Source organism: Sphingobium sp. B2D3A (assembly GCF_025961795.1).
Taxonomy (GTDB): Bacteria; Pseudomonadota; Alphaproteobacteria; order Sphingomonadales; family Sphingomonadaceae; genus Sphingobium.
The window spans coordinates 743,439-759,813 of sequence record NZ_JAOQOI010000001.1 but is presented as its reverse complement, the minus strand read 5'-3'; the positions used below and the strand labels follow the sequence as shown (position 1 = coordinate 759,813).

The 16,375-nt window shown below is 66.1% G+C and carries 18 protein-coding genes; 3 read left to right on the top strand and 15 right to left on the bottom strand.

Annotated features, from left to right (window positions below):
* Positions 1-79: 79 nt before the first annotated feature.
* The 13 genes from ssb to M2337_RS03470 form a co-directional block, all read right to left on the bottom strand.
* Complete coding sequence (gene ssb / locus M2337_RS03530; RefSeq protein ID WP_264571715.1) at positions 80-601, bottom strand: single-stranded DNA-binding protein; 522 nt, start codon at positions 599-601, stop codon at positions 80-82.
* A 108-nt stretch (positions 602-709) separates the two neighbouring features.
* Entirely contained in the window at positions 710-2,575 is a 1,866-nt protein-coding gene (gene feoB / locus M2337_RS03525) for a ferrous iron transporter B (protein WP_264571714.1), read from the bottom strand.
* Positions 2,575-2,838 (bottom strand): FeoA family protein, encoded by a 264-nt coding sequence (locus tag M2337_RS03520; RefSeq protein WP_181561160.1) that lies wholly within the window; start codon positions 2,836-2,838, stop codon positions 2,575-2,577. Before M2337_RS03520 ends, feoB begins: the two co-directional genes overlap by 1 nt.
* A 104-nt stretch (positions 2,839-2,942) precedes the next feature.
* Positions 2,943-3,638 carry a COQ9 family protein gene (locus M2337_RS03515; RefSeq protein ID WP_264571713.1) on the bottom strand — a complete coding sequence of 232 codons (696 nt, stop codon included), beginning with the start codon at positions 3,636-3,638 and terminating at the stop codon, positions 2,943-2,945.
* A gap of 61 nt (positions 3,639-3,699) precedes the next feature.
* A complete protein-coding gene (gene ribH / locus M2337_RS03510; RefSeq protein ID WP_264571712.1) occupies positions 3,700-4,119 on the bottom strand; it encodes a 6,7-dimethyl-8-ribityllumazine synthase in 420 nt (139 codons plus the stop codon).
* 32 nt (positions 4,120-4,151) lie between these two features.
* Positions 4,152-5,015 carry a DMT family transporter gene (locus M2337_RS03505; RefSeq protein ID WP_264571711.1) on the bottom strand — a complete coding sequence of 288 codons (864 nt, stop codon included), beginning with the start codon at positions 5,013-5,015 and terminating at the stop codon, positions 4,152-4,154.
* 2 nt (positions 5,016-5,017) lie between these two features.
* A complete protein-coding gene (gene ribB, locus M2337_RS03500; protein ID WP_264571710.1) occupies positions 5,018-6,304 on the bottom strand; it encodes a 3,4-dihydroxy-2-butanone-4-phosphate synthase in 1,287 nt (428 codons plus the stop codon).
* Between the two features lie 55 nt (positions 6,305-6,359).
* On the bottom strand, positions 6,360-6,968 hold the full coding sequence (locus M2337_RS03495) for a riboflavin synthase (protein WP_264571709.1): 609 nt from the start codon (positions 6,966-6,968) through the stop codon (positions 6,360-6,362).
* Between the two features lie 10 nt (positions 6,969-6,978).
* Entirely contained in the window at positions 6,979-7,935 is a 957-nt protein-coding gene (gene ribD / locus M2337_RS03490) for a bifunctional diaminohydroxyphosphoribosylaminopyrimidine deaminase/5-amino-6-(5-phosphoribosylamino)uracil reductase RibD (protein ID WP_264571708.1), read from the bottom strand.
* A 26-nt stretch (positions 7,936-7,961) separates the two neighbouring features.
* Complete coding sequence (locus M2337_RS03485; protein ID WP_181561153.1) at positions 7,962-8,420, bottom strand: OmpH family outer membrane protein; 459 nt, start codon at positions 8,418-8,420, stop codon at positions 7,962-7,964.
* A gap of 60 nt (positions 8,421-8,480) precedes the next feature.
* A complete protein-coding gene (locus M2337_RS03480) occupies positions 8,481-9,161 on the bottom strand; it encodes an energy transducer TonB (RefSeq protein WP_181561152.1) in 681 nt (226 codons plus the stop codon).
* A 129-nt stretch (positions 9,162-9,290) separates the two neighbouring features.
* On the bottom strand, positions 9,291-10,631 hold the full coding sequence (gene gltX, locus M2337_RS03475; protein WP_264571707.1) for a glutamate--tRNA ligase: 1,341 nt from the start codon (positions 10,629-10,631) through the stop codon (positions 9,291-9,293).
* A 3-nt stretch (positions 10,632-10,634) separates the two neighbouring features.
* Positions 10,635-12,299 carry an NAD+ synthase gene (locus M2337_RS03470; RefSeq protein ID WP_264571706.1) on the bottom strand — a complete coding sequence of 555 codons (1,665 nt, stop codon included), beginning with the start codon at positions 12,297-12,299 and terminating at the stop codon, positions 10,635-10,637.
* A 174-nt stretch (positions 12,300-12,473) separates the two neighbouring features.
* Between M2337_RS03470 and M2337_RS03465 the strand changes: the two genes are divergently transcribed.
* Positions 12,474-13,409, top strand: a complete 936-nt coding sequence (locus tag M2337_RS03465) for a ribose-phosphate pyrophosphokinase (RefSeq protein ID WP_181561149.1) — start codon at positions 12,474-12,476, stop codon at positions 13,407-13,409.
* 32 nt (positions 13,410-13,441) lie between these two features.
* Here the strand turns inward: M2337_RS03465 and M2337_RS03460 are convergent, their stop codons facing one another.
* Together M2337_RS03460 and M2337_RS03455 are read right to left on the bottom strand one after the other, a co-directional pair.
* Positions 13,442-13,612 carry a hypothetical protein gene (locus M2337_RS03460; RefSeq protein ID WP_264571705.1) on the bottom strand — a complete coding sequence of 57 codons (171 nt, stop codon included), beginning with the start codon at positions 13,610-13,612 and terminating at the stop codon, positions 13,442-13,444.
* A gap of 134 nt (positions 13,613-13,746) precedes the next feature.
* Positions 13,747-14,448, bottom strand: a complete 702-nt coding sequence (locus M2337_RS03455; protein ID WP_264571704.1) for an NnrU family protein — start codon at positions 14,446-14,448, stop codon at positions 13,747-13,749.
* Between the two features lie 101 nt (positions 14,449-14,549).
* Between M2337_RS03455 and pabB the strand changes: the two genes are divergently transcribed.
* Together pabB and M2337_RS03445 are read left to right on the top strand one after the other, a co-directional pair.
* On the top strand, positions 14,550-15,737 hold the full coding sequence (gene pabB, locus M2337_RS03450) for an aminodeoxychorismate synthase component I (protein WP_264571703.1): 1,188 nt from the start codon (positions 14,550-14,552) through the stop codon (positions 15,735-15,737).
* Positions 15,738-15,772: 35 nt separating this feature from the next.
* Complete coding sequence (locus M2337_RS03445) at positions 15,773-16,366, top strand: aminotransferase class IV (protein WP_264572346.1); 594 nt, start codon at positions 15,773-15,775, stop codon at positions 16,364-16,366.
* Positions 16,367-16,375: the final 9 nt, after the last annotated feature.

Genomic DNA, 16,375 nt, shown 5'->3' with positions numbered 1-16,375 from the left:
GCTCCGCACGTCCATTCAGACTGCCGGCGCTAGCTTTATCGCTGCAAGGAACCCGCGCGCCTTGTGCGCCGGGCGACCGTCAGAACGGAATTTCGTCGTCGTCCAGCCCGTCGTCGAACGCGCTGCTCGAGCGCGCGCCGCTGCCGCCAGACGAGGAGCGACCACCGCCGAAGTCGTCGTTACCGCCGCCCCAGCTATCGTTGCGGCTGCCGCCACCACCGCCCTGACCGCCGCCACCGCCGCCGCCTTGGCCGCCGTCGAGCATCGTCATCACAGCGCCGGGGCCGGAGAGCACGATCTCGGTGGAATAGCGGTCCTGCCCGTTCTGGTCCTGCCATTTGCGGGTCTGCAGCGAGCCTTCGAGATAGACCTTCTTGCCCTTGCGCAGATATTTTTCGGCAATGCCGATCAGGCCATCCGAGCGGATCACGACGCTGTGCCATTCGGTCCGCTCACGGCGCTCGCCGGAGGCGCGATCGGTCCAGTTTTCCGACGTCGCGATGCGCAGATTGCAGATGCGTCCGCCATTGCTGAAGCTCTTCACTTCAGGATCGGCACCGAGATTGCCGACCAGAATGACCTTGTTGACGCTGCCTGCCATGGAGCTCTCCGAAAAACGCGACGAGGATAGGAAATCGAACGGCTGCTTATAAAGCTGAACGGCGTCTCGTCCAGATCGCAATACCGCTCTGCATGTGCCTTGCGTCGATTAAAGGCCGAAGGCGACGGCCGTCCAATAGGTCGCGCCCGCGGCCAGCCAGGCCAGCCCGAACAGATAAGCGGTCATGAAAAGCGGCCAGCGCCAGCCATTGGTCTCCCGGCGGGCAACCGCGATGGTCGACAGGCATTGCGGAGCGAACACGAACCAGGCGAGGAAGGCCAGCGCCGTCGGCAGCGACCAGCGCCCCTGCAAGCGTTCGCCAAGGGTGCGAGCGGTCTCGTCCTCATCCTCGCTCGCTTCGATGGCGTTGGCCGTCGCGAGCGCCGACACGGCGACCTCACGCGCTGCCATGGCCGGGATCAGCGCCAGTGCGATTTCATGGTTGAACCCCACCGGCCGCAGCACCGGCTCGATCACGCTCGCGATGCGCCCCGCCGCGCTATACTCGACCAGGCTGGCCGAACTGCCCGCCGGCGGCTTGGGGAAGGAGAGCAGCAGCCACAGGACAATGGTGGTGCCGAAGATGATCGTGCCGGCGCGGCGCAGGAAGATCCACGCACGCTGCCACAGGCCGATGATGACGTCGCGCAGCATCGGCATCTGATATTTCGGCAATTCCATCAGGAAGCTGCCGCCCGGCCCCTTGATGACGCCCATGCGCAGCAGCATCGCGACGATGACCGCGCCGATGATGCCGGAGACATAGAGCGCAAACAGCACCAGACCCTGCAGGCCAACCCCGCCCCAGACCGTGGTCGAGGGGATGAAGGCGGCGATGATCAGCGTATAGACCGGCAGACGCGCCGAGCAGGTCATCAGCGGCGCGATAAGGATGGTCGTGAGGCGATCCTTTGGGTCCGAGATGGTCCGCGTCGCCATGATGCCGGGAATCGCGCAGGCGAAGCTGGAGAGCAGCGGAATGAACGCGCGACCGGACAGGCCGACCCGCGCCATCAGACCATCCATCAGGAAGGCGGCGCGGGTCATGTAGCCCGTCGCCTCCAGCATGAGGATGAAGAAGAAGAGAATGAGGATCTGTGGCAGGAAGACGACCACCGACCCCACGCCGTTGATGACGCCCTGTACGATGAGATCGCGCACGAAGCCTTCGGGCAGGATCGCTTCCATCGCTGCCTGAAGAGAGGCGAACGCTTCCTCGATCATTGCGATCGGCGCCTCGGACCAGGCGAACACGGCCTGGAAGATGACGAACAGCAGCGCCAGCAGGATCAGCGGACCCAGGAGCGGGTGGAGCACGATCCGGTCGATCTGTGCCGTGATCCGGCGGGTCGGCGTTTCGGCGACGATGGCGCGCTGGGCGATCCGGCGCGCTTCGCGACGCAGATCATCGGCATCCCGCGCTGCGTGCGTTGCGAGGACGGCTGGCGCGGGAGCATGGGCCGGCACCGCCGCCACCATGGCCGCCTTAAGATCATCCAGCCCGCGCCGGCGCACGGCGACGGTCGGGATGACCGGCACGCCGAGGTCGGCCGCAAGCTGCGTCGCATCCAGTTCGAGCCCGTCGCGGGTCGCCAGATCGACCATGTTCAGCGCCAGAACGCAGGGCGAGCCGAGCGCGATCAATTCCAGCGCAAAGCGCAGGTGATTGTCGAGATTGGCGGCATCGACGACGATGACGAGGAGGTCCGGCCGCCGTTCACCTTCCTGATGGCCGAACACGACGTTGCGGGTCACCTGCTCGTCCGGGCTCTTTGCATCGAGACTATAGGTGCCGGGAAGATCGACGAGATCGGCCGTCCGCCCGTCCGGCAGCGCCAGCCTGCCGAGCTTGCGCTCGACGGTGACGCCCGGATAATTGCCGACCTTCTGGTGCGCGCCGGTCAGCGCATTGAAAAGCGCGCTCTTGCCGGCATTGGGGTTGCCGACCAGCGCGATGGTGAAGCGATTATCCATCACGCCGCTGCCTCACCCGCGTCAGCCGCAGTACGGACATGGATGGCATCGGCATGCGCTGCCCTCATGGCGACGATCATGCGCCCGATGCGGCAGGCATGAGCCCCGCGACCGGTAAATCCGGCGCGATGGAGCAGTTCAACGCTGGCGCCCTCATGCAGGCCGAGCTCACGCAAGCGGCGACCGTCCATCTCGGATATGGCGTTCCAGTCGACACTGTCGACATAGGCGGGGCGATTGGGTTCTAGGGAGGTCAGGCGCAACGCAATATCGATCTCTGGTGGTTTTGCGAACGACTATCAATATCGCCCGAGAGAAGCAAGGCGATGCTGGCGCGGCCGTGGCTTATCGGCAGGACGCCAGACGTTTAGCGCCCCCGATAGCGCAGCCGGCCCAGGAAACGCGCCATGCTGAAATGCTGGTCGGTTTGCCCAGTCAGCCGGCCCTTGGCTTTCTCGAACCGCATGATCCCTTCGATCCGCCGCGCCAGAAAGGCGCGGGTGTCAGCATAATCCGCACTCTCGTCATTGACGAAGACGAGCAGGGTCGCGGCATAGACCCCTGCCAGCGTGGTGCGCTTGGAATAATGATTATAATCTACCGCGCGGTCCCCGGCGGCGCGCCACATCGCATCGGCGGCGCGCCAGCCCAGCCGGGTCGCCCGCCGCAGGTTGAGCGGCATCGCCAGCACGGCCTGAGCGCGGCGCAACGCCTCGCGATTGGGCGCCAGCACCGCAAGCCGGGCCTCGACCAGTGCCGTAATCCGCTCGCGAATTTTCATCGCAGCCAGACGCTCCGCCCGCAGGGCATCGAGCATGGCCTGATCGACGCTGGCGAACCACGCATCGATCATGGTCAGAGCGCCGCCGGAGAAAGCCAGCGCCGCCACGTCCCGATCCACACCAGCTGTGTCGGCTGCGACCGCGAGAGCCGCATCGGACCAGCCATCGAAGGCGGCATTGGCCGCGATCAAAGGCGCGAGCCGCAGTCGCAGGTCGTCCAGGGTCTCATCAGCCAGCAGACCGGCGGTCTGCGGCGCGGCGGTGGAGGGCGCGAGGGTCATGCCTCTACTCTACGGCATTTTCACGCGGGAGGAAATCGCTGCCGCCATCGCGATGGCCGTCTCAGCGATACTCTTCGGCGATCTCCAGCATGCGGATCGCAGCAACGGCGGCCTCGCCACCCTTGTTCTTGCGGGCCGGATCGGCGCGTTCGAGCGCCTGCGCCTCGTTTTCCACGGTCAGAATGCCATTGCCGATCGGGATGCCATCCATGGTCAGCGCCATCAGTCCACGCGCGCTCTCGTTGGAGACGATCTCGAAATGATAGGTTTCGCCACGGATCACGACGCCGATGGCGACGAAGCCTTCATAGCGCCCGCTCTCCGCGGCCAGCGACACGGCAGCCGGAATCTCCAGCGCGCCGGGCACGGTGAGCACGTCGACCAGATGATCTGCCGCCTCCAGCGCCGCCCGCGCGCCGGCGATCAGCATATCGTTGAGGTGGTCATAGAAGCGCGCTTCGACGATCAGAAACTTGGCCATGTCGGTTCCTTTCAAGACATATGTTCGTGAGTTTATCTGAACGCCGTGCCGGCAATCACCGCGAGCGTGCCCGCCATCACCAGCAGACCGCCCGTCAGGCGGCGCCAGCCGAGCCTCTCCTTGAGCATCCACGCGCCAAGCACAAGCCCGAAGACGATGCTCGATTCGCGCACCGCCGCCACCGCACCCACCGGCGCCAGACCAAGCGCGAACAGCGCCGGGGCAAACGCAACCACGGCCATCACCCCCGCCCGAAGCCCGGCGACCCGGTCGCGGATCATGAGGGACAAGGCGTTGCGACCGTGGCGCACTGCCAGAGCCGCCGGCATGGGGAATGAGCCGAGCAGGAAGAACCAGGCGATGAAAGTCAGCGAATCCGGCGCGGCGCGCACGCCCTTGGCATCGACCAGCGTGTAACAGGTGGTGAGCAGCCCGGCGATGGCGGCGGCGGCAAAGCCGGCTGGCGAAATGGAGCGGCCGCTCGCCAGCACCAATATGCCGGCGCTCACGACCGCGATCCCAGTCAGGACAAAACCGTCCAGCCGGTCCCCCAGCAGTGCCATGCCGAGCAAGGCGGTGAACACCGGCACGAAGCCGCGAGCGATAGGATAGGCCGCATTGAAATCGCTGACCGAATAGGACCAGGAAAGGACGAGCTGGTAGATGGCATGAACCACGACGGCAGCAAGCAGCCAGGGCCAGAGCACCGCCGGTGGCAGGCCGATCCACAGCACGAATGGCAGGGCGAGCACGAATTCGACGCAGCGAATCCAGGCCAGCACCGCCAGCTTGTTCTCGCCCGATTTGAGCAGCGCGTGCGCCGCCGCCGAGGCGAGCGCCGAGAACAAAGCCAGCAGAAGGCCGGTCAGAACTGCCGCAGCGCTTCCGCCCGCCATGGTCAGACGCCCGTGATCGCCCGCTCCTCGACAACCGCCAGATCATAGCCGTCCAGCGCGATCAGATTGTGGTGGCTGTTGGTGAGCAGGATCATGTCATGCACGCCGAGATCGGCCAGGATCTGCGCGCCGACGCCATAATCGCGTAGCTCGTCCATGCCGGCAGGGCTCGCCTCACCGGTACGGATCTTCATCTGCCGGCTGAACCGGTCTTCGCTCGGGCGATTGATGACGACGATGACGCCGGCCCCTGCCTCGGCGATCATTTCCATCGCGCGGGAGAGCAGGCTGGCGCGCGGCCCTTCTTCCCCGAAAATATCGGTGAAGACGGATACCTGATGCATGCGCACGAGCGTCGGCTGCTCGGGCGTGACATGCCCCTTGATGAGCGCGACCTGCTCGGACTCGGTCGCGCGATTGAAGAAGGTCACCGCCCGCCACTCGCCGCCCCAGCGGCTGGTGAACGTGGCTTCTGCGCGCCGCTCCAGCATGTGATCGTTGCGGCGGCGATAGGCGATGAGATCGCGAATGGTGCCGATCTTGAGGCGATGCTTCTGCGCGAAGGGGATGAGATCATCGAGGCGGGCCATGGTCCCGTCGTCCTTCATGATCTCGCAGATCACGCCGGAGGGATTGAGACCCGCCAGCCGCGCGACGTCCACCGCCGCCTCAGTATGGCCGGTGCGCACGAGCACCCCGCCATCGCGTGCGATCAGCGGGAAAACATGGCCCGGGGTCACGATGGCCTCGCGCCCCTTGGAGGCATCGATAGCCACGGCAACGGTCCGTGCACGATCGGCTGCGGAGATTCCGGTGGTCACGCCTTCGCGGGCCTCGATCGATACCGTGAAAGCGGTCTCGTGCCGGGTGCCGTTGCTGGCGCTCATCAGGTTGAGGCCCAGCGTCTCGACGCGCTGACGGGTCAGCGCCAGACAGATGAGGCCGCGGCCGTGCGTGGCCATGAAGTTGATCGCATCCGGGGTCGCCATCTGCGCGGGGATGACCAGATCGCCCTCATTCTCGCGGTCCTCGTCGTCGACTAGAATGAACATCCGGCCATTGCGCGCCTCGTTGATGATCTCCTCGGCGCTGGCCAAGGCCGTCCCGTGCGCGCGGGCGAGCAGATAGCTTTCCAGCTTGCCCAGCGTATCGGCCGTCGGATTCCAGTCGGCTTCATCCAGCCGACGCAGGCTGTTGGCATGGAGCCCGGCGGCACGGGCGAGGCCGGAGCGGGACAGAATGCCATCGCGCACCAGCTTACGTACGTTTTCGATCAATTCGCTGCTCATGAAGGGCAAATATCACATCGTAATGTGATTGCCAATATTTCTCGGCAACTGCGCCTTAGCTGCGGGCCTGATGATCCTTCATGCGCGCCAGATATCGGGCCAGCACGTCGATTTCCAGATTCACTGGCTGGCCCGGCGCGAGCTGGCCGAAGGTTGTCACCGACCAGGTGTGCGGAATGATGTTGAGGCCGAAGGTCGACCCCTCCGGACCGTCTTCCACGGAATTCACGGTTAACGATACGCCATCGACCGTGATCGACCCCTTGGCCGCGACATAGGGGGCAAGATCGGCCGGAAGCCGCACGGTAACCCGGTGCGAATCACCTTCGGCTGTGATGTCTGCGACTTCGCCGATGCCATCGACATGACCCGTGACGATGTGCCCGCCCAGCTCATCCCCGAGCTTGAGCGCGCGCTCCAAATTGAGCAACCGCCCTTCCGCCCAGGCGCCCTGCGCGGTGCGCGAGACGGTCTCGGCCGACAGATCGACCGCGAACCAGTCGGCGCCCTTGTCCACCACGGTGAGGCACACGCCGGAACAGGCAATGGAAGCGCCGATATCCACGCCCTCCATGTCGTAATGGCAGCCGATGACCAGCCGCAGGTCGCCGCGCTGCTGCGCGCTCTGGATGGTGCCGATGTCGGTGATGATGCCGGTAAACATGCCTGCTGCTCTATGCGGGCCGCACGCGTTCGTAAACCTCCAGCCGGTCCGGCGCGAAATTGCGCGCATCGATCAGCCGCCAGCGACCGTGGGCCTCGGCCAGATGATCGAGGCCAATGTCACCCAGCGCCGCCTTGCCGCGCCCGATGAGGATCGGCGCGCGGTAGAGCAGAAGGCGATCCACCAGATCGGCCGCGAGAAAGGCGCCAGCCGTTTGCGCGCCGCCCTCGACCATCAGATGATCGCCGGGAAGGCCTGCGATTTGAGCCGGAGTTTGGATCGCAAGCCAACCATCTGGCGCCGCACCGCTGTGACTTAGGAGCACCCGGACGGGCGAGCGCGCCTCCAGCCCGGGCAGGCGCACGTCCAGCCGGGGCTGATCCTGCGTGAGCGTGCCGCGCCCAACCAGGATCAGCTCATGCCGCGCCCGCTCCAGATGCGTGTGCGCCCGCGCCGCCGGGCCGGTAATCCACTGGCTCGTCCCGTCTTCCAGCGCGATGCAGCCATCGAGTGAGGTGGCGAGCTTGAGTGTAACCTGAGGACGCCCGGCCTGCTGGCGCATGAAGAAGCCAGCCATTGCGGCCCGCGCCGCGGGCGCCAGCTTTGGCAGAGTATCGACGATCAGCCCTGCGTCCCGCAAGCGCGCGATGCCGCGACCGTTGGTCCGTGGATCGGGATCGCCTGTCGCCACGACGACGCGGCGCACGCCTGCCTCCACCAGCAGATTGGAACAGCAGGGGCCGCGCGCGGATTGGTGCGCGCAGGGCTCCAGGCTGACATAGGCCGTGCCGCCCCGCGCCGATGCCCCCGCCATGGCCAGCGCCATCGCCTCGGCATGAGGGCGGCCGCCAGGCTGGGTCCAGCCCCGCCCCACGACGCGGCCTGCGGCATCGAGCATTATGCATCCGACATTGGGATTGGGCGCGGTGCGACCGCGCGAGCGGTGGGACAAGGCGATGGCTGCCATCAGCCAGGCGCTGTCGCCCGGAAGAGTCAGGGCGTTGCCGTCGCGGTATTGCCCGCTACGCCGCCTTCCTTGGCCAGAGCCGCGGCGAGCTTCTGCTGCAGCTCCTTTTCCTTCGCGTCGAACAGTTCTTCGCGCTCGCGCTTGGTGCGCGCGGCATCCTCGCGCCAGTCGATACCGAGACTATCGGCGAGGCGCTGAAACTCGCCCTGCTTGCTCTCAAGCGCCACCCGATACCGCGCGAAATCCTCGATCTGGCGCTGGATGATCGCACTGTCCGGCCGGTTGGCTTCCCAATTCTCGATGTAGATGATCTGCCGTTCCTGCTCCGGCTTGCGCGAGTCGATCGCGAACCCCCAGAGCAGAACGCCAGTCAGCGTCACCGAGAGCGCAAGAATGCTCCAGCGGTGCGGGCGATCGGGTGCGAACATCTCGCGCAGATCGGACGCAGCACTCCGTGGAGAAACCGGGCGGGGAAAAATGGCCATGGCGCCTACATAGGGAGGCACCATGGCCTTGAAAAGCAGCGCGTCATCGTGACGCCCCGCTTAACGCTCCAGTTCGAAGCGCAAGGTGAGCACCTGCTCGGACGCGACCGGCACGCCATCCCGCGTCGCCGGGCGGAAACGCCAAGCCCGCAGCGCGTGGCGCTGGGCCGCCTCGAAGAAGGCCGGATCGCTCGCACGCACCTGCTCGACAGCCGTCACCCGTCCACGCTCGTCAATGCTGACCCGCACCGTGACGCTGCCCTCGCGCCCTTCGCGCTGCATGGCGGGGGGATAAGGCGGGCGAAACCGGTCAGCAAACCGCGCATCCGGCTGAGCGGGCACGATGACTGGCGCAGCGGGCGGCGTGACGATGGTCTTGCCGGCATCCGGGTCAGGCAAAGGCGGGTAGGGCTTCGTCGTCAAATCGGTCATGGTGCCGAGGTTGATTTGCGGATCGACCCTCACCGGGTCGCGTGGCGTATCGAGCGGGCGAGCCGGCTGAGTCTCCACTTTCGCCTCCGGCTCCGGTGTGACGGGCGGCGGCAACGGAGCGGTCGGCACGAACCGCACATCAATGGGAGGGGTCGGTGCGGGCCTCAAATAATGTGTGGCCGGCAAGGCGATCAACAGCCCGATGAGCCCGCCATTAAAGGCAATGGCCGCTGCCAGCGCGCCCGGTGACCGCCGGGCCGCATAGCCGCTCTGGGGGGCATAGGATGATTGAGACGACACAAGGGACATGACACCTCTCCTGATTTTATTTGTGATGTTATACTATCACTAAATAGAGGTCAGGCGAAGCGGTTTTTATAGGGTGTCAGAGTGCGTATGGGTCGGCCGCCGGTGGGCGTTACCGGCGCCGAGTATCGCTCAGCTGGTGGCGGCAGCACGCAGCCGGGCGAGCGCGCAATCCCGCCCGATCAGCGGTAGCAGCGCGGCCATGTCCGGGCCGTGATCCACGCCGGTCAGGGCGAGGCGCAACGGCAGGAACAGCGCCTTGCCCTTGCGCCCACTGCTCTGCTTGAGCGCGCTCGTCAGCGCCCGCCAGGGATCGGCGGCAAAGTCGATATTCGCTGCAACCTCGGCAGCCTGAGCGAGGAACGCGTGGTCTTCGGCATCGAGATCGGGCCGCGCGATCTCGCCGCTGAGCACCGCAACCCAGTCCGCTGCCCCCGCCACCGTCTCGAGATTGGGTTGCACGACCGGCCACGCGGCAGCGTCGATTTGCGCCGGGAGGCGATCGGCGACCGCCTCATAGGGCAGCATGTGGACGATCTTGGCGTTGAGGCCGAGCAGCTCTTCATCCGAGAAGCGGGCGGGCGCTCGCCCGAAATGCGCGAAATCGAAGCGCTCGATCAGCGGGGCCATGTCGATGACCGGCTCCACCGGGTCGCTGGTGCCGAGCCGGGCCAGCAGCGCGCTGATGGTGATCGCCTCGACCCCCACTTCCCGCAGATCGCCGACGCCGACCGCGCCGAGTCGCTTGGAGAGCTTGCCTTCCGCACCGGTGAGCAGGGCCATATGGGCAAACTGCGGCAGCGATGCGCCGAGGGCTACAAACATCTGCAACTGCGTCGCCGTGTTGGAGACATGATCCTCGCCACGCAACACATGGGTGACGCCCATGTCGATATCGTCGATCACCGAGGGCAGCATATAGAGCCAGCTCCCGTCCGCCCGGCGAATCACCGGGTCGGAGAGCAGTTTGGGGTCGAAATGCTGGTCGCCCCGGATCAGGTCGACCCATTCGATCGGCGCATCATGATCCAGCTTGAACCGCCAGTGCGGCTGCTCGCCGGCCGCCTGCTTCGCCGCAATCTCGTCCGCGCTTAGCGCCAGCGCGGCGCGATCATAGACCGGGGGCAGACCGCGCCCGAGCAGGATCTTGCGCCGCAAGTCCAGCTCCTGCGCCGACTCAAAGCAGGGATAGACCCGCCCGGCGGCCCGCAGCGCCGCAAACTTCTCCTCATAGAGGTCGAACCGCGCGGACTGGCGCACCTCACCGTCCATGGCGAGGCCGAGCCAGGCGAGATCGGCCCGGATGCCCTCGACAAAGCGCTCCTCGCTGCGCGCGGTATCGGTGTCATCGATGCGAAGCAGGCACTGCCCGCCCATCTTGCGCGCCCACAGCCAGTTGTGGAGCGCCGCGCGGATGTTGCCGACATGCAGATGGCCGGTCGGCGACGGCGCGAAACGGGTAATGACGGTCATGGTTCAGGCGGTCCGGAAAGCATTGGTGATGGGATAACGCCGGTCGCGACCGAAATTGCGGCCGCCCAGCTTCACCCCCGGAGGCGCCTGCCGGCGCTTATATTCGGCCACGTACAGCAGCCGCTCGATGCGGGCGACGGTCGCACGATCGAAACCCATGGCGGCAAGCTGATCGACCGACTTTTCCTGTTCGACCAGGCCGTAGAGAATGGGATCCAACACCTCATAAGGCGGCAGGCTGTCCGAATCCTTCTGGTCCTCGCGCAATTCGGCGGTGGGCGGCTTGGTGATGACGCGTTCCGGCATCACCGGCCCGTCCGGCCCTAGCCCAAGCGCCGGCTTCTCCGCATTGCGCCACCGCGAGAGATCGAACACGGTCGTCTTATAGGCATCCTTGAGCACCGAATAGCCGCCGGCCATGTCGCCATAAATGGTCGCATAGCCCACGCTCATCTCGCTCTTGTTGCCGGTGGTGAGCAGCATGTGGCCGAGCTTGTTGGAGAGCGCCATCAGCGTCACGCCGCGAATACGCGACTGGATGTTTTCCTCGGTCAGATCCGCGGTCCGCCCGGTGAACGCCTCCGCCAACATGGCTTCGAACGCGCCGACGGCGGGGGAAATCGGGATGGTATCGAGCCGGCAGCCGAGCAACCGTGCGCATTCCGCCGCATCGTCCAGACTTTCCTGGCCAGTGAAGCGCGACGGCATCATCACGCACCAGACGCGATCCGCCCCCAGCGCATCCACCGCCACAGCTGCGGAAAGCGCGCTGTCTATCCCGCCCGAAAGGCCCAGCACCACGCCGGGAAAGCGGTTGCGATTCACATAGTCGCGCAGGCCCACGACCATCGCGTGATAGATATCCGCCGGGTGCGCATCCAGCGCGTGCACCTCGCCCGGCTTGCAGAACCAACGGCCATCCTCGCCCCGGTCCCACTGCGTGATGACCAGCGCTTCCTCCCAGTCCGGCAGCATCTGGGCGATGTCGCCGTCCGCATTCAGCACGAAGGAAGCCCCGTCGAACACCAGCTCGTCCTGCCCGCCGACCCGGTTGAGATACAGGAGCGGCAAGCCCGTCTCGTTGACGCGCTCCATGCAGACGCCCCGGACGCGGAAATCGTCCTTGGCCACCTCATAGGGACTGCCATTGATCGAAATGAGCAGCTCCGCGCCCTTTTCCGCCAAATGTCCGGTGACGAAGGGGAACCAGATGTCCTCGCAGATCGGCAGGCCGAGCTTCACGCCCCGAAACTCGACCGGGTCGGGCAGCGGCCCGGGAGCGAACAGGCGCTTCTCGTCAAACGTGCCGTAATTGGGCAGCTCGCGCTTCTGGCGGATCGCGACCACCTTGCCGCCATCGAGCAGCGCCGCGCAATTGAACAGCAGGCCGTTGTTGGCGATGACCGTGCCGACAAGCATCGCCGGGCCACCATCCGCCGTCGCCTCGGCGAGCCGGTGCAGCGCCGTCTCCGCGCGCGCGGCCAGCGCGGGCTTGAGCACCAGATCCTCGGGCGGATAGCCGATGAGCTGCAATTCGGGATAGACGATCAGATCCGCGCCCTGCTCGCGTGCCTTTTCTCGGCAGGCCACCATGGCCTCTGCATTACCCGTGATATCACCCATGCTCTGGTTGAGCTGGGCCATGGCGATCCGGAGAGAGGCTGTCATAGCGCCGCTTTATGGGCGGGCGGGGGCGGGAGCAAGGGCGTCGCCGAGCCGGATATGCGGCCTCGCCGCACCATTGACCGCAATCCCTTGTCCCCGAACCGTCACAAGCGCCTTTTCAGCGGCGCACCTGCTCGCTAGAGGGGCCGCGACAACCGCAGCCATGGGGACCCCGACATGAAGATCATCTCTGGCAACGGCAACATGCCGCTCGCCCAGGCGATTGCCGATTATGTGGAGCTCCCGCTCACCGATGCGAGCGTGCGGCGTTTTGCGGACGAGGAAATCTTCGTCGAGATTCATGAGAATGTGCGCGGCGAGGACGTGTTCGTCGTGCAGTCGACTAGCTATCCGGCGAACGACAATCTCATGGAACTGCTGATCATGATCGATGCGCTCAAGCGCGCCTCGGCGCGGCGCATCACGGCGGTGGTTCCCTATTTCGGCTATGCCCGGCAGGACCGCAAGCCCGGCCCGCGCACGCCGATCTCGGCCAAGCTGGTGGCGAACCTCATCACCACCGCCGGCGCCAACCGCGTTCTTTCGGTCGACCTCCATGCCGGGCAGATCCAGGGCTTCTTCGATATCCCGACCGACAATCTGTTCGGCGCGCCGGTGATGTCCGCAGATATTCAGGCGCGGTTCCCCAATGAGAATCTGATGGTCGTCTCGCCCGACGTCGGCGGCGTGGTGCGTGCCCGCGCGCTGGCCAAGCGGCTCGATAACGCGCCGCTCGCCATCGTCGACAAGCGCCGCGAGCGCGCCGGCGAATCGGAAGTGATGAACATCATCGGTGACGTGAAGGGGCGCTTCTGCATCCTGATCGACGACATCGTCGATTCGGCGGGCACGCTCTGCAACGCAGCCGCCGCGCTGAAGAATGCCGGCGCGACCGACGTCGTGGCTTATGTGACGCATGGCGTGCTCTCGGGCGGCGCAGTCGCGCGGGTGGAAGGCTCGGCCCTGCGCGAGCTGGTCATCACCGACTCGATTCTCGCCACGCCCTCCGTCGCGGCCTCGACCAAGATCCGTCAGTTGCCGATTGCGCCGCTGCTCGGTGAAGCGATCCGCCGGATTGCGGACGAAAGCTCGGTCAGCTCGCTGTTCGACTGATCGGGCGCCGGGGCAGTTCCCACGGCCGCAGATCAGAAACCGGCGTCGAGTCGGCGCAGACGCATGGTGGCGCCGACAAAGCCCATCACGCAGATCATCAGCGACCAGCGCGCCGCCTCGGGCGCGGAACGCAACAACAGCGCAAGGCCCAGCGCCGCGAGCAGAGCCACTATTGCGCCTGCGATCCTGCCAAACCCGAACATGATACGCCTTCCGCTCCCGCGATAGTCGATGACACGGATTCGCCCATGCGCCGAACAGCGGCTGACAATCCACGACATTGACGGTGCCGGCCGGCCCAAACCGGGGTGGCGCGTCGATTTTGGGAGAGACTGTGTCATCCAATCCACAGCCAAGGCGGCACGAACGGTCCGCCCAGCAAGGGATGCGCCCAGGTGGCACCGAGCCAGAGGATGACGCCGCCGAGCACCGGAACGACGCCCGGCCACAGCGCGTGCCACTCCGCCTTCCCGGACAGGAGCGGGACGAATGGCACAAAGCTCGTGCGCGCCTGCCACTGGCGCCATGGCGCACCCAGGAGCCGAGCCTTCTTCCGGTCCTGCCCCAGCGCACCCACACAGGCGAGCAGGGCGACGCCGCCACTCAGGATCAGCGTCCGTCCGGATGGCCAGAGCGTGGCGTGAACCAGCGCCCAGAGAATGAAGCTCCACATCATCGGGTGGCGCGTTACGGCATAGACACCCCGGGCGCGCTCGGGCGCGGTCATCTGCCCGGTGGGATCGACCATCGCCGCATTGCAGATGAGCGAGCCGACCAGCATGACGCCGGCGAGCGCCATAACTAGCCCGCCGAGGTGCCACAGGCCGATGGGCGCCATCCACAGCAGCGGCGCTGCGGGCGCGGCCCGGAAAGCGAGGATCGTCCAGCCCAGCGTGGCAAAGGCGGTGAGGGTATAGAGGCCAAGAAAGCCCCGCTCGCCCAGCCGCGCCACCAGAGGCGCACGAAGGGGATGGGACAGGAGAAGGTGCGTGCCAACGAAGCTCCCCATCGCCAGAGCCAGATGTATCAAAGCCTGCATGAGACGTACCTCCTGGACGCTGCCGCCTGTCCAGCTTCTACACCGAGTCTGACGGTGCTGAAACGCTGGCCTTGATGCCATCACGCTGCCAATAGGGCGCCATGACTCGCCCCGCCCTGCCCATATCGTCCGACGCACCCTTTGTGCTGCTCGATGATGCGCGGGCAGACGGATCGGGCAGCGCAATGCTATTCCGCGACCCGGTCGAGATCATCCGCGCCGATCGGCTGGTCGATGTGTTGCCTGCGCTGGCGCGGGTGGACGCTGCCGTCAAAACCGGCCTCCACGCCGCCGGCTACCTCTCTTATGCGGCGGGCCACGCCTTCGAGGCGCGGCTGAACGGCTATGCGCCGCGCGAGGGCGATGCCGGGCCCTTGCTCTGGTTCGCCTTGTTCGACGCGCCCCAGCTCATCGCGGCGGATGCCGTGGATGCGCTGTTGCCGGAGACGCCCGTCACGATCGGCCCGATCGAGCCGATGATCTCGCGCGCGGACTATGGCCGCGCCATCGGGACGGTGCTGGACTATATCCGCGCTGGCGACATCTATCAGGCGAACCTGACCTTCCCCGCGCGCGTCGCCATCGATGGCGATCCCCTCGCCGCCTATCGCGTCATCCGGCCCCGCGCCGCCGCCGGCCATGGCGCCTTGCTGCGCCATGACGGCCGGCATCTCTTGTCTTTCTCGCCCGAGAGCTTCTTCACGCTGGCCGATGGTATGGTGACGACCCGGCCGATGAAGGGCACTGCGCGGCGCGATGCCGACCCGGCCCGCGATGCCGCCGCCGCGCGCGACCTCGCCAGCGACCCCAAGCAGCGCGCCGAAAATCTGATGATCGTTGACCTGTTGCGCAACGATATCTCGCGCGTCACGGAGCCAGGCAGCGTCGCCGTGCCCGCCCTCTTCCATGTCGAGCATTATCCCACCGTCCATCAAATGATCTCCGTCGTCGAGGGCCGGCTGCAACCGCAACTTGGCCCGGCGGAGGTGCTGCGCGCCCTCTTCCCCTGCGGATCGATCACCGGCGCCCCCAAGCTGCGCGCCATGGAGATCATCCGCGAGGTCGAACGGTTCGGGCGCGGACTCTATACGGGCAGCATCGGCCATATTGCACCGGACGGTACCGCACGGTTCAATGTCGCCATCCGCACCATCGTGCTGGAGAAGGACGCCCGGACGGGCATCGTGGGGCTGGGCTCCGGCATCGTTGCGGACAGCCAGCCCGAGGCAGAATGGCAGGAATGCCTCGACAAGGGACGGTTTCTGGCCGTTGAGGAGAACGTGCTTTGATCGCAAAGGCCCATCATTTCGACCTCATCGAAACCATGGCCTTCGATCCCGAGATCGGCCTGCCGCTTCTCGACCTTCACATCCGGCGACTCGAACGCAGCGCGCACGAACTTGGCTTCATTCTCGACCGGCATGAGCTGCGCAACGAACTGCAGGCCGCGACCTTCGGCTTTGTCGAGCCGAGGCGCGTGCGCATCCTGCTCGGCCGGATCGGCACGCTCAGTATCGAGGTTCGCGAAATGCCGCCCTTGCTGGAGGGACCGGCGTCCGTGAGCATCGCGCCCCGCCTGCTCGGCGGAGACGATATTCGCGTGCGGCACAAGACCACGGACCGGCGCCATTATGAGGTGCCCCTGCGGCAATCGGGCACGTTCGAGGTGCTGCTCACCGACGAAGCGGGCTATCTGACGGAGGGTTGCTTCACCAACCTGTTCCTCCAGCGGGGCGAGACCCTGCTGACGCCGCCCCTTGCGCGCGGCCTGCTGCCGGGCGTGCTGCGCCAGAGCCTGATCGACCAGGGCAAGGCGCAGGAGGCGGACCTCCGGCCCGAGGATCTGGCAGACGGCTTCCTCGTCGGCAACGCTGCGCGCGGGCTGATGGCTGCGAGGCTGGTTGCGCCGCAAGGCTGAGCGCACTAT

Excerpts from the sequence above, each read along its gene's own strand:
- M2337_RS03485 (WP_181561153.1), bottom strand. The coding sequence starts at position 8,420 with ATGGCCATTTTTCCCCGCCCGGTTTCTCCACGGAGTGCTGCGTCCGAT.
- feoB (WP_264571714.1), bottom strand. The coding sequence starts at position 2,575 with ATGGATAATCGCTTCACCATCGCGCTGGTCGGCAACCCCAATGCCGGC.
- M2337_RS03505 (WP_264571711.1), bottom strand. The coding sequence starts at position 5,015 with ATGGCGGGCGGAAGCGCTGCGGCAGTTCTGACCGGCCTTCTGCTGGCT.
- M2337_RS03480 (WP_181561152.1), bottom strand. The coding sequence starts at position 9,161 with ATGTCCCTTGTGTCGTCTCAATCATCCTATGCCCCCCAGAGCGGCTAT.
- M2337_RS03455 (WP_264571704.1), bottom strand. The coding sequence starts at position 14,448 with ATGCAGGCTTTGATACATCTGGCTCTGGCGATGGGGAGCTTCGTTGGC.
- ribD (WP_264571708.1), bottom strand. The coding sequence starts at position 7,935 with ATGGCAGCCATCGCCTTGTCCCACCGCTCGCGCGGTCGCACCGCGCCC.
- ssb (WP_264571715.1), bottom strand. The coding sequence starts at position 601 with ATGGCAGGCAGCGTCAACAAGGTCATTCTGGTCGGCAATCTCGGTGCC.
- gltX (WP_264571707.1), bottom strand. The coding sequence starts at position 10,631 with ATGACCGTCATTACCCGTTTCGCGCCGTCGCCGACCGGCCATCTGCAT.
- M2337_RS03470 (WP_264571706.1), bottom strand. The coding sequence starts at position 12,299 with ATGACAGCCTCTCTCCGGATCGCCATGGCCCAGCTCAACCAGAGCATG.
- ribB (WP_264571710.1), bottom strand. The coding sequence starts at position 6,304 with ATGAGCAGCGAATTGATCGAAAACGTACGTAAGCTGGTGCGCGATGGC.
- pabB (WP_264571703.1), top strand. The coding sequence starts at position 14,550 with ATGACTCGCCCCGCCCTGCCCATATCGTCCGACGCACCCTTTGTGCTG.
- ribH (WP_264571712.1), bottom strand. The coding sequence starts at position 4,119 with ATGGCCAAGTTTCTGATCGTCGAAGCGCGCTTCTATGACCACCTCAAC.
- M2337_RS03495 (WP_264571709.1), bottom strand. The coding sequence starts at position 6,968 with ATGTTTACCGGCATCATCACCGACATCGGCACCATCCAGAGCGCGCAG.
- M2337_RS03515 (WP_264571713.1), bottom strand. The coding sequence starts at position 3,638 with ATGACCCTCGCGCCCTCCACCGCCGCGCCGCAGACCGCCGGTCTGCTG.
- M2337_RS03460 (WP_264571705.1), bottom strand. The coding sequence starts at position 13,612 with ATGTTCGGGTTTGGCAGGATCGCAGGCGCAATAGTGGCTCTGCTCGCG.
- M2337_RS03465 (WP_181561149.1), top strand. The coding sequence starts at position 12,474 with ATGAAGATCATCTCTGGCAACGGCAACATGCCGCTCGCCCAGGCGATT.
- M2337_RS03445 (WP_264572346.1), top strand. The coding sequence starts at position 15,773 with ATGGCCTTCGATCCCGAGATCGGCCTGCCGCTTCTCGACCTTCACATC.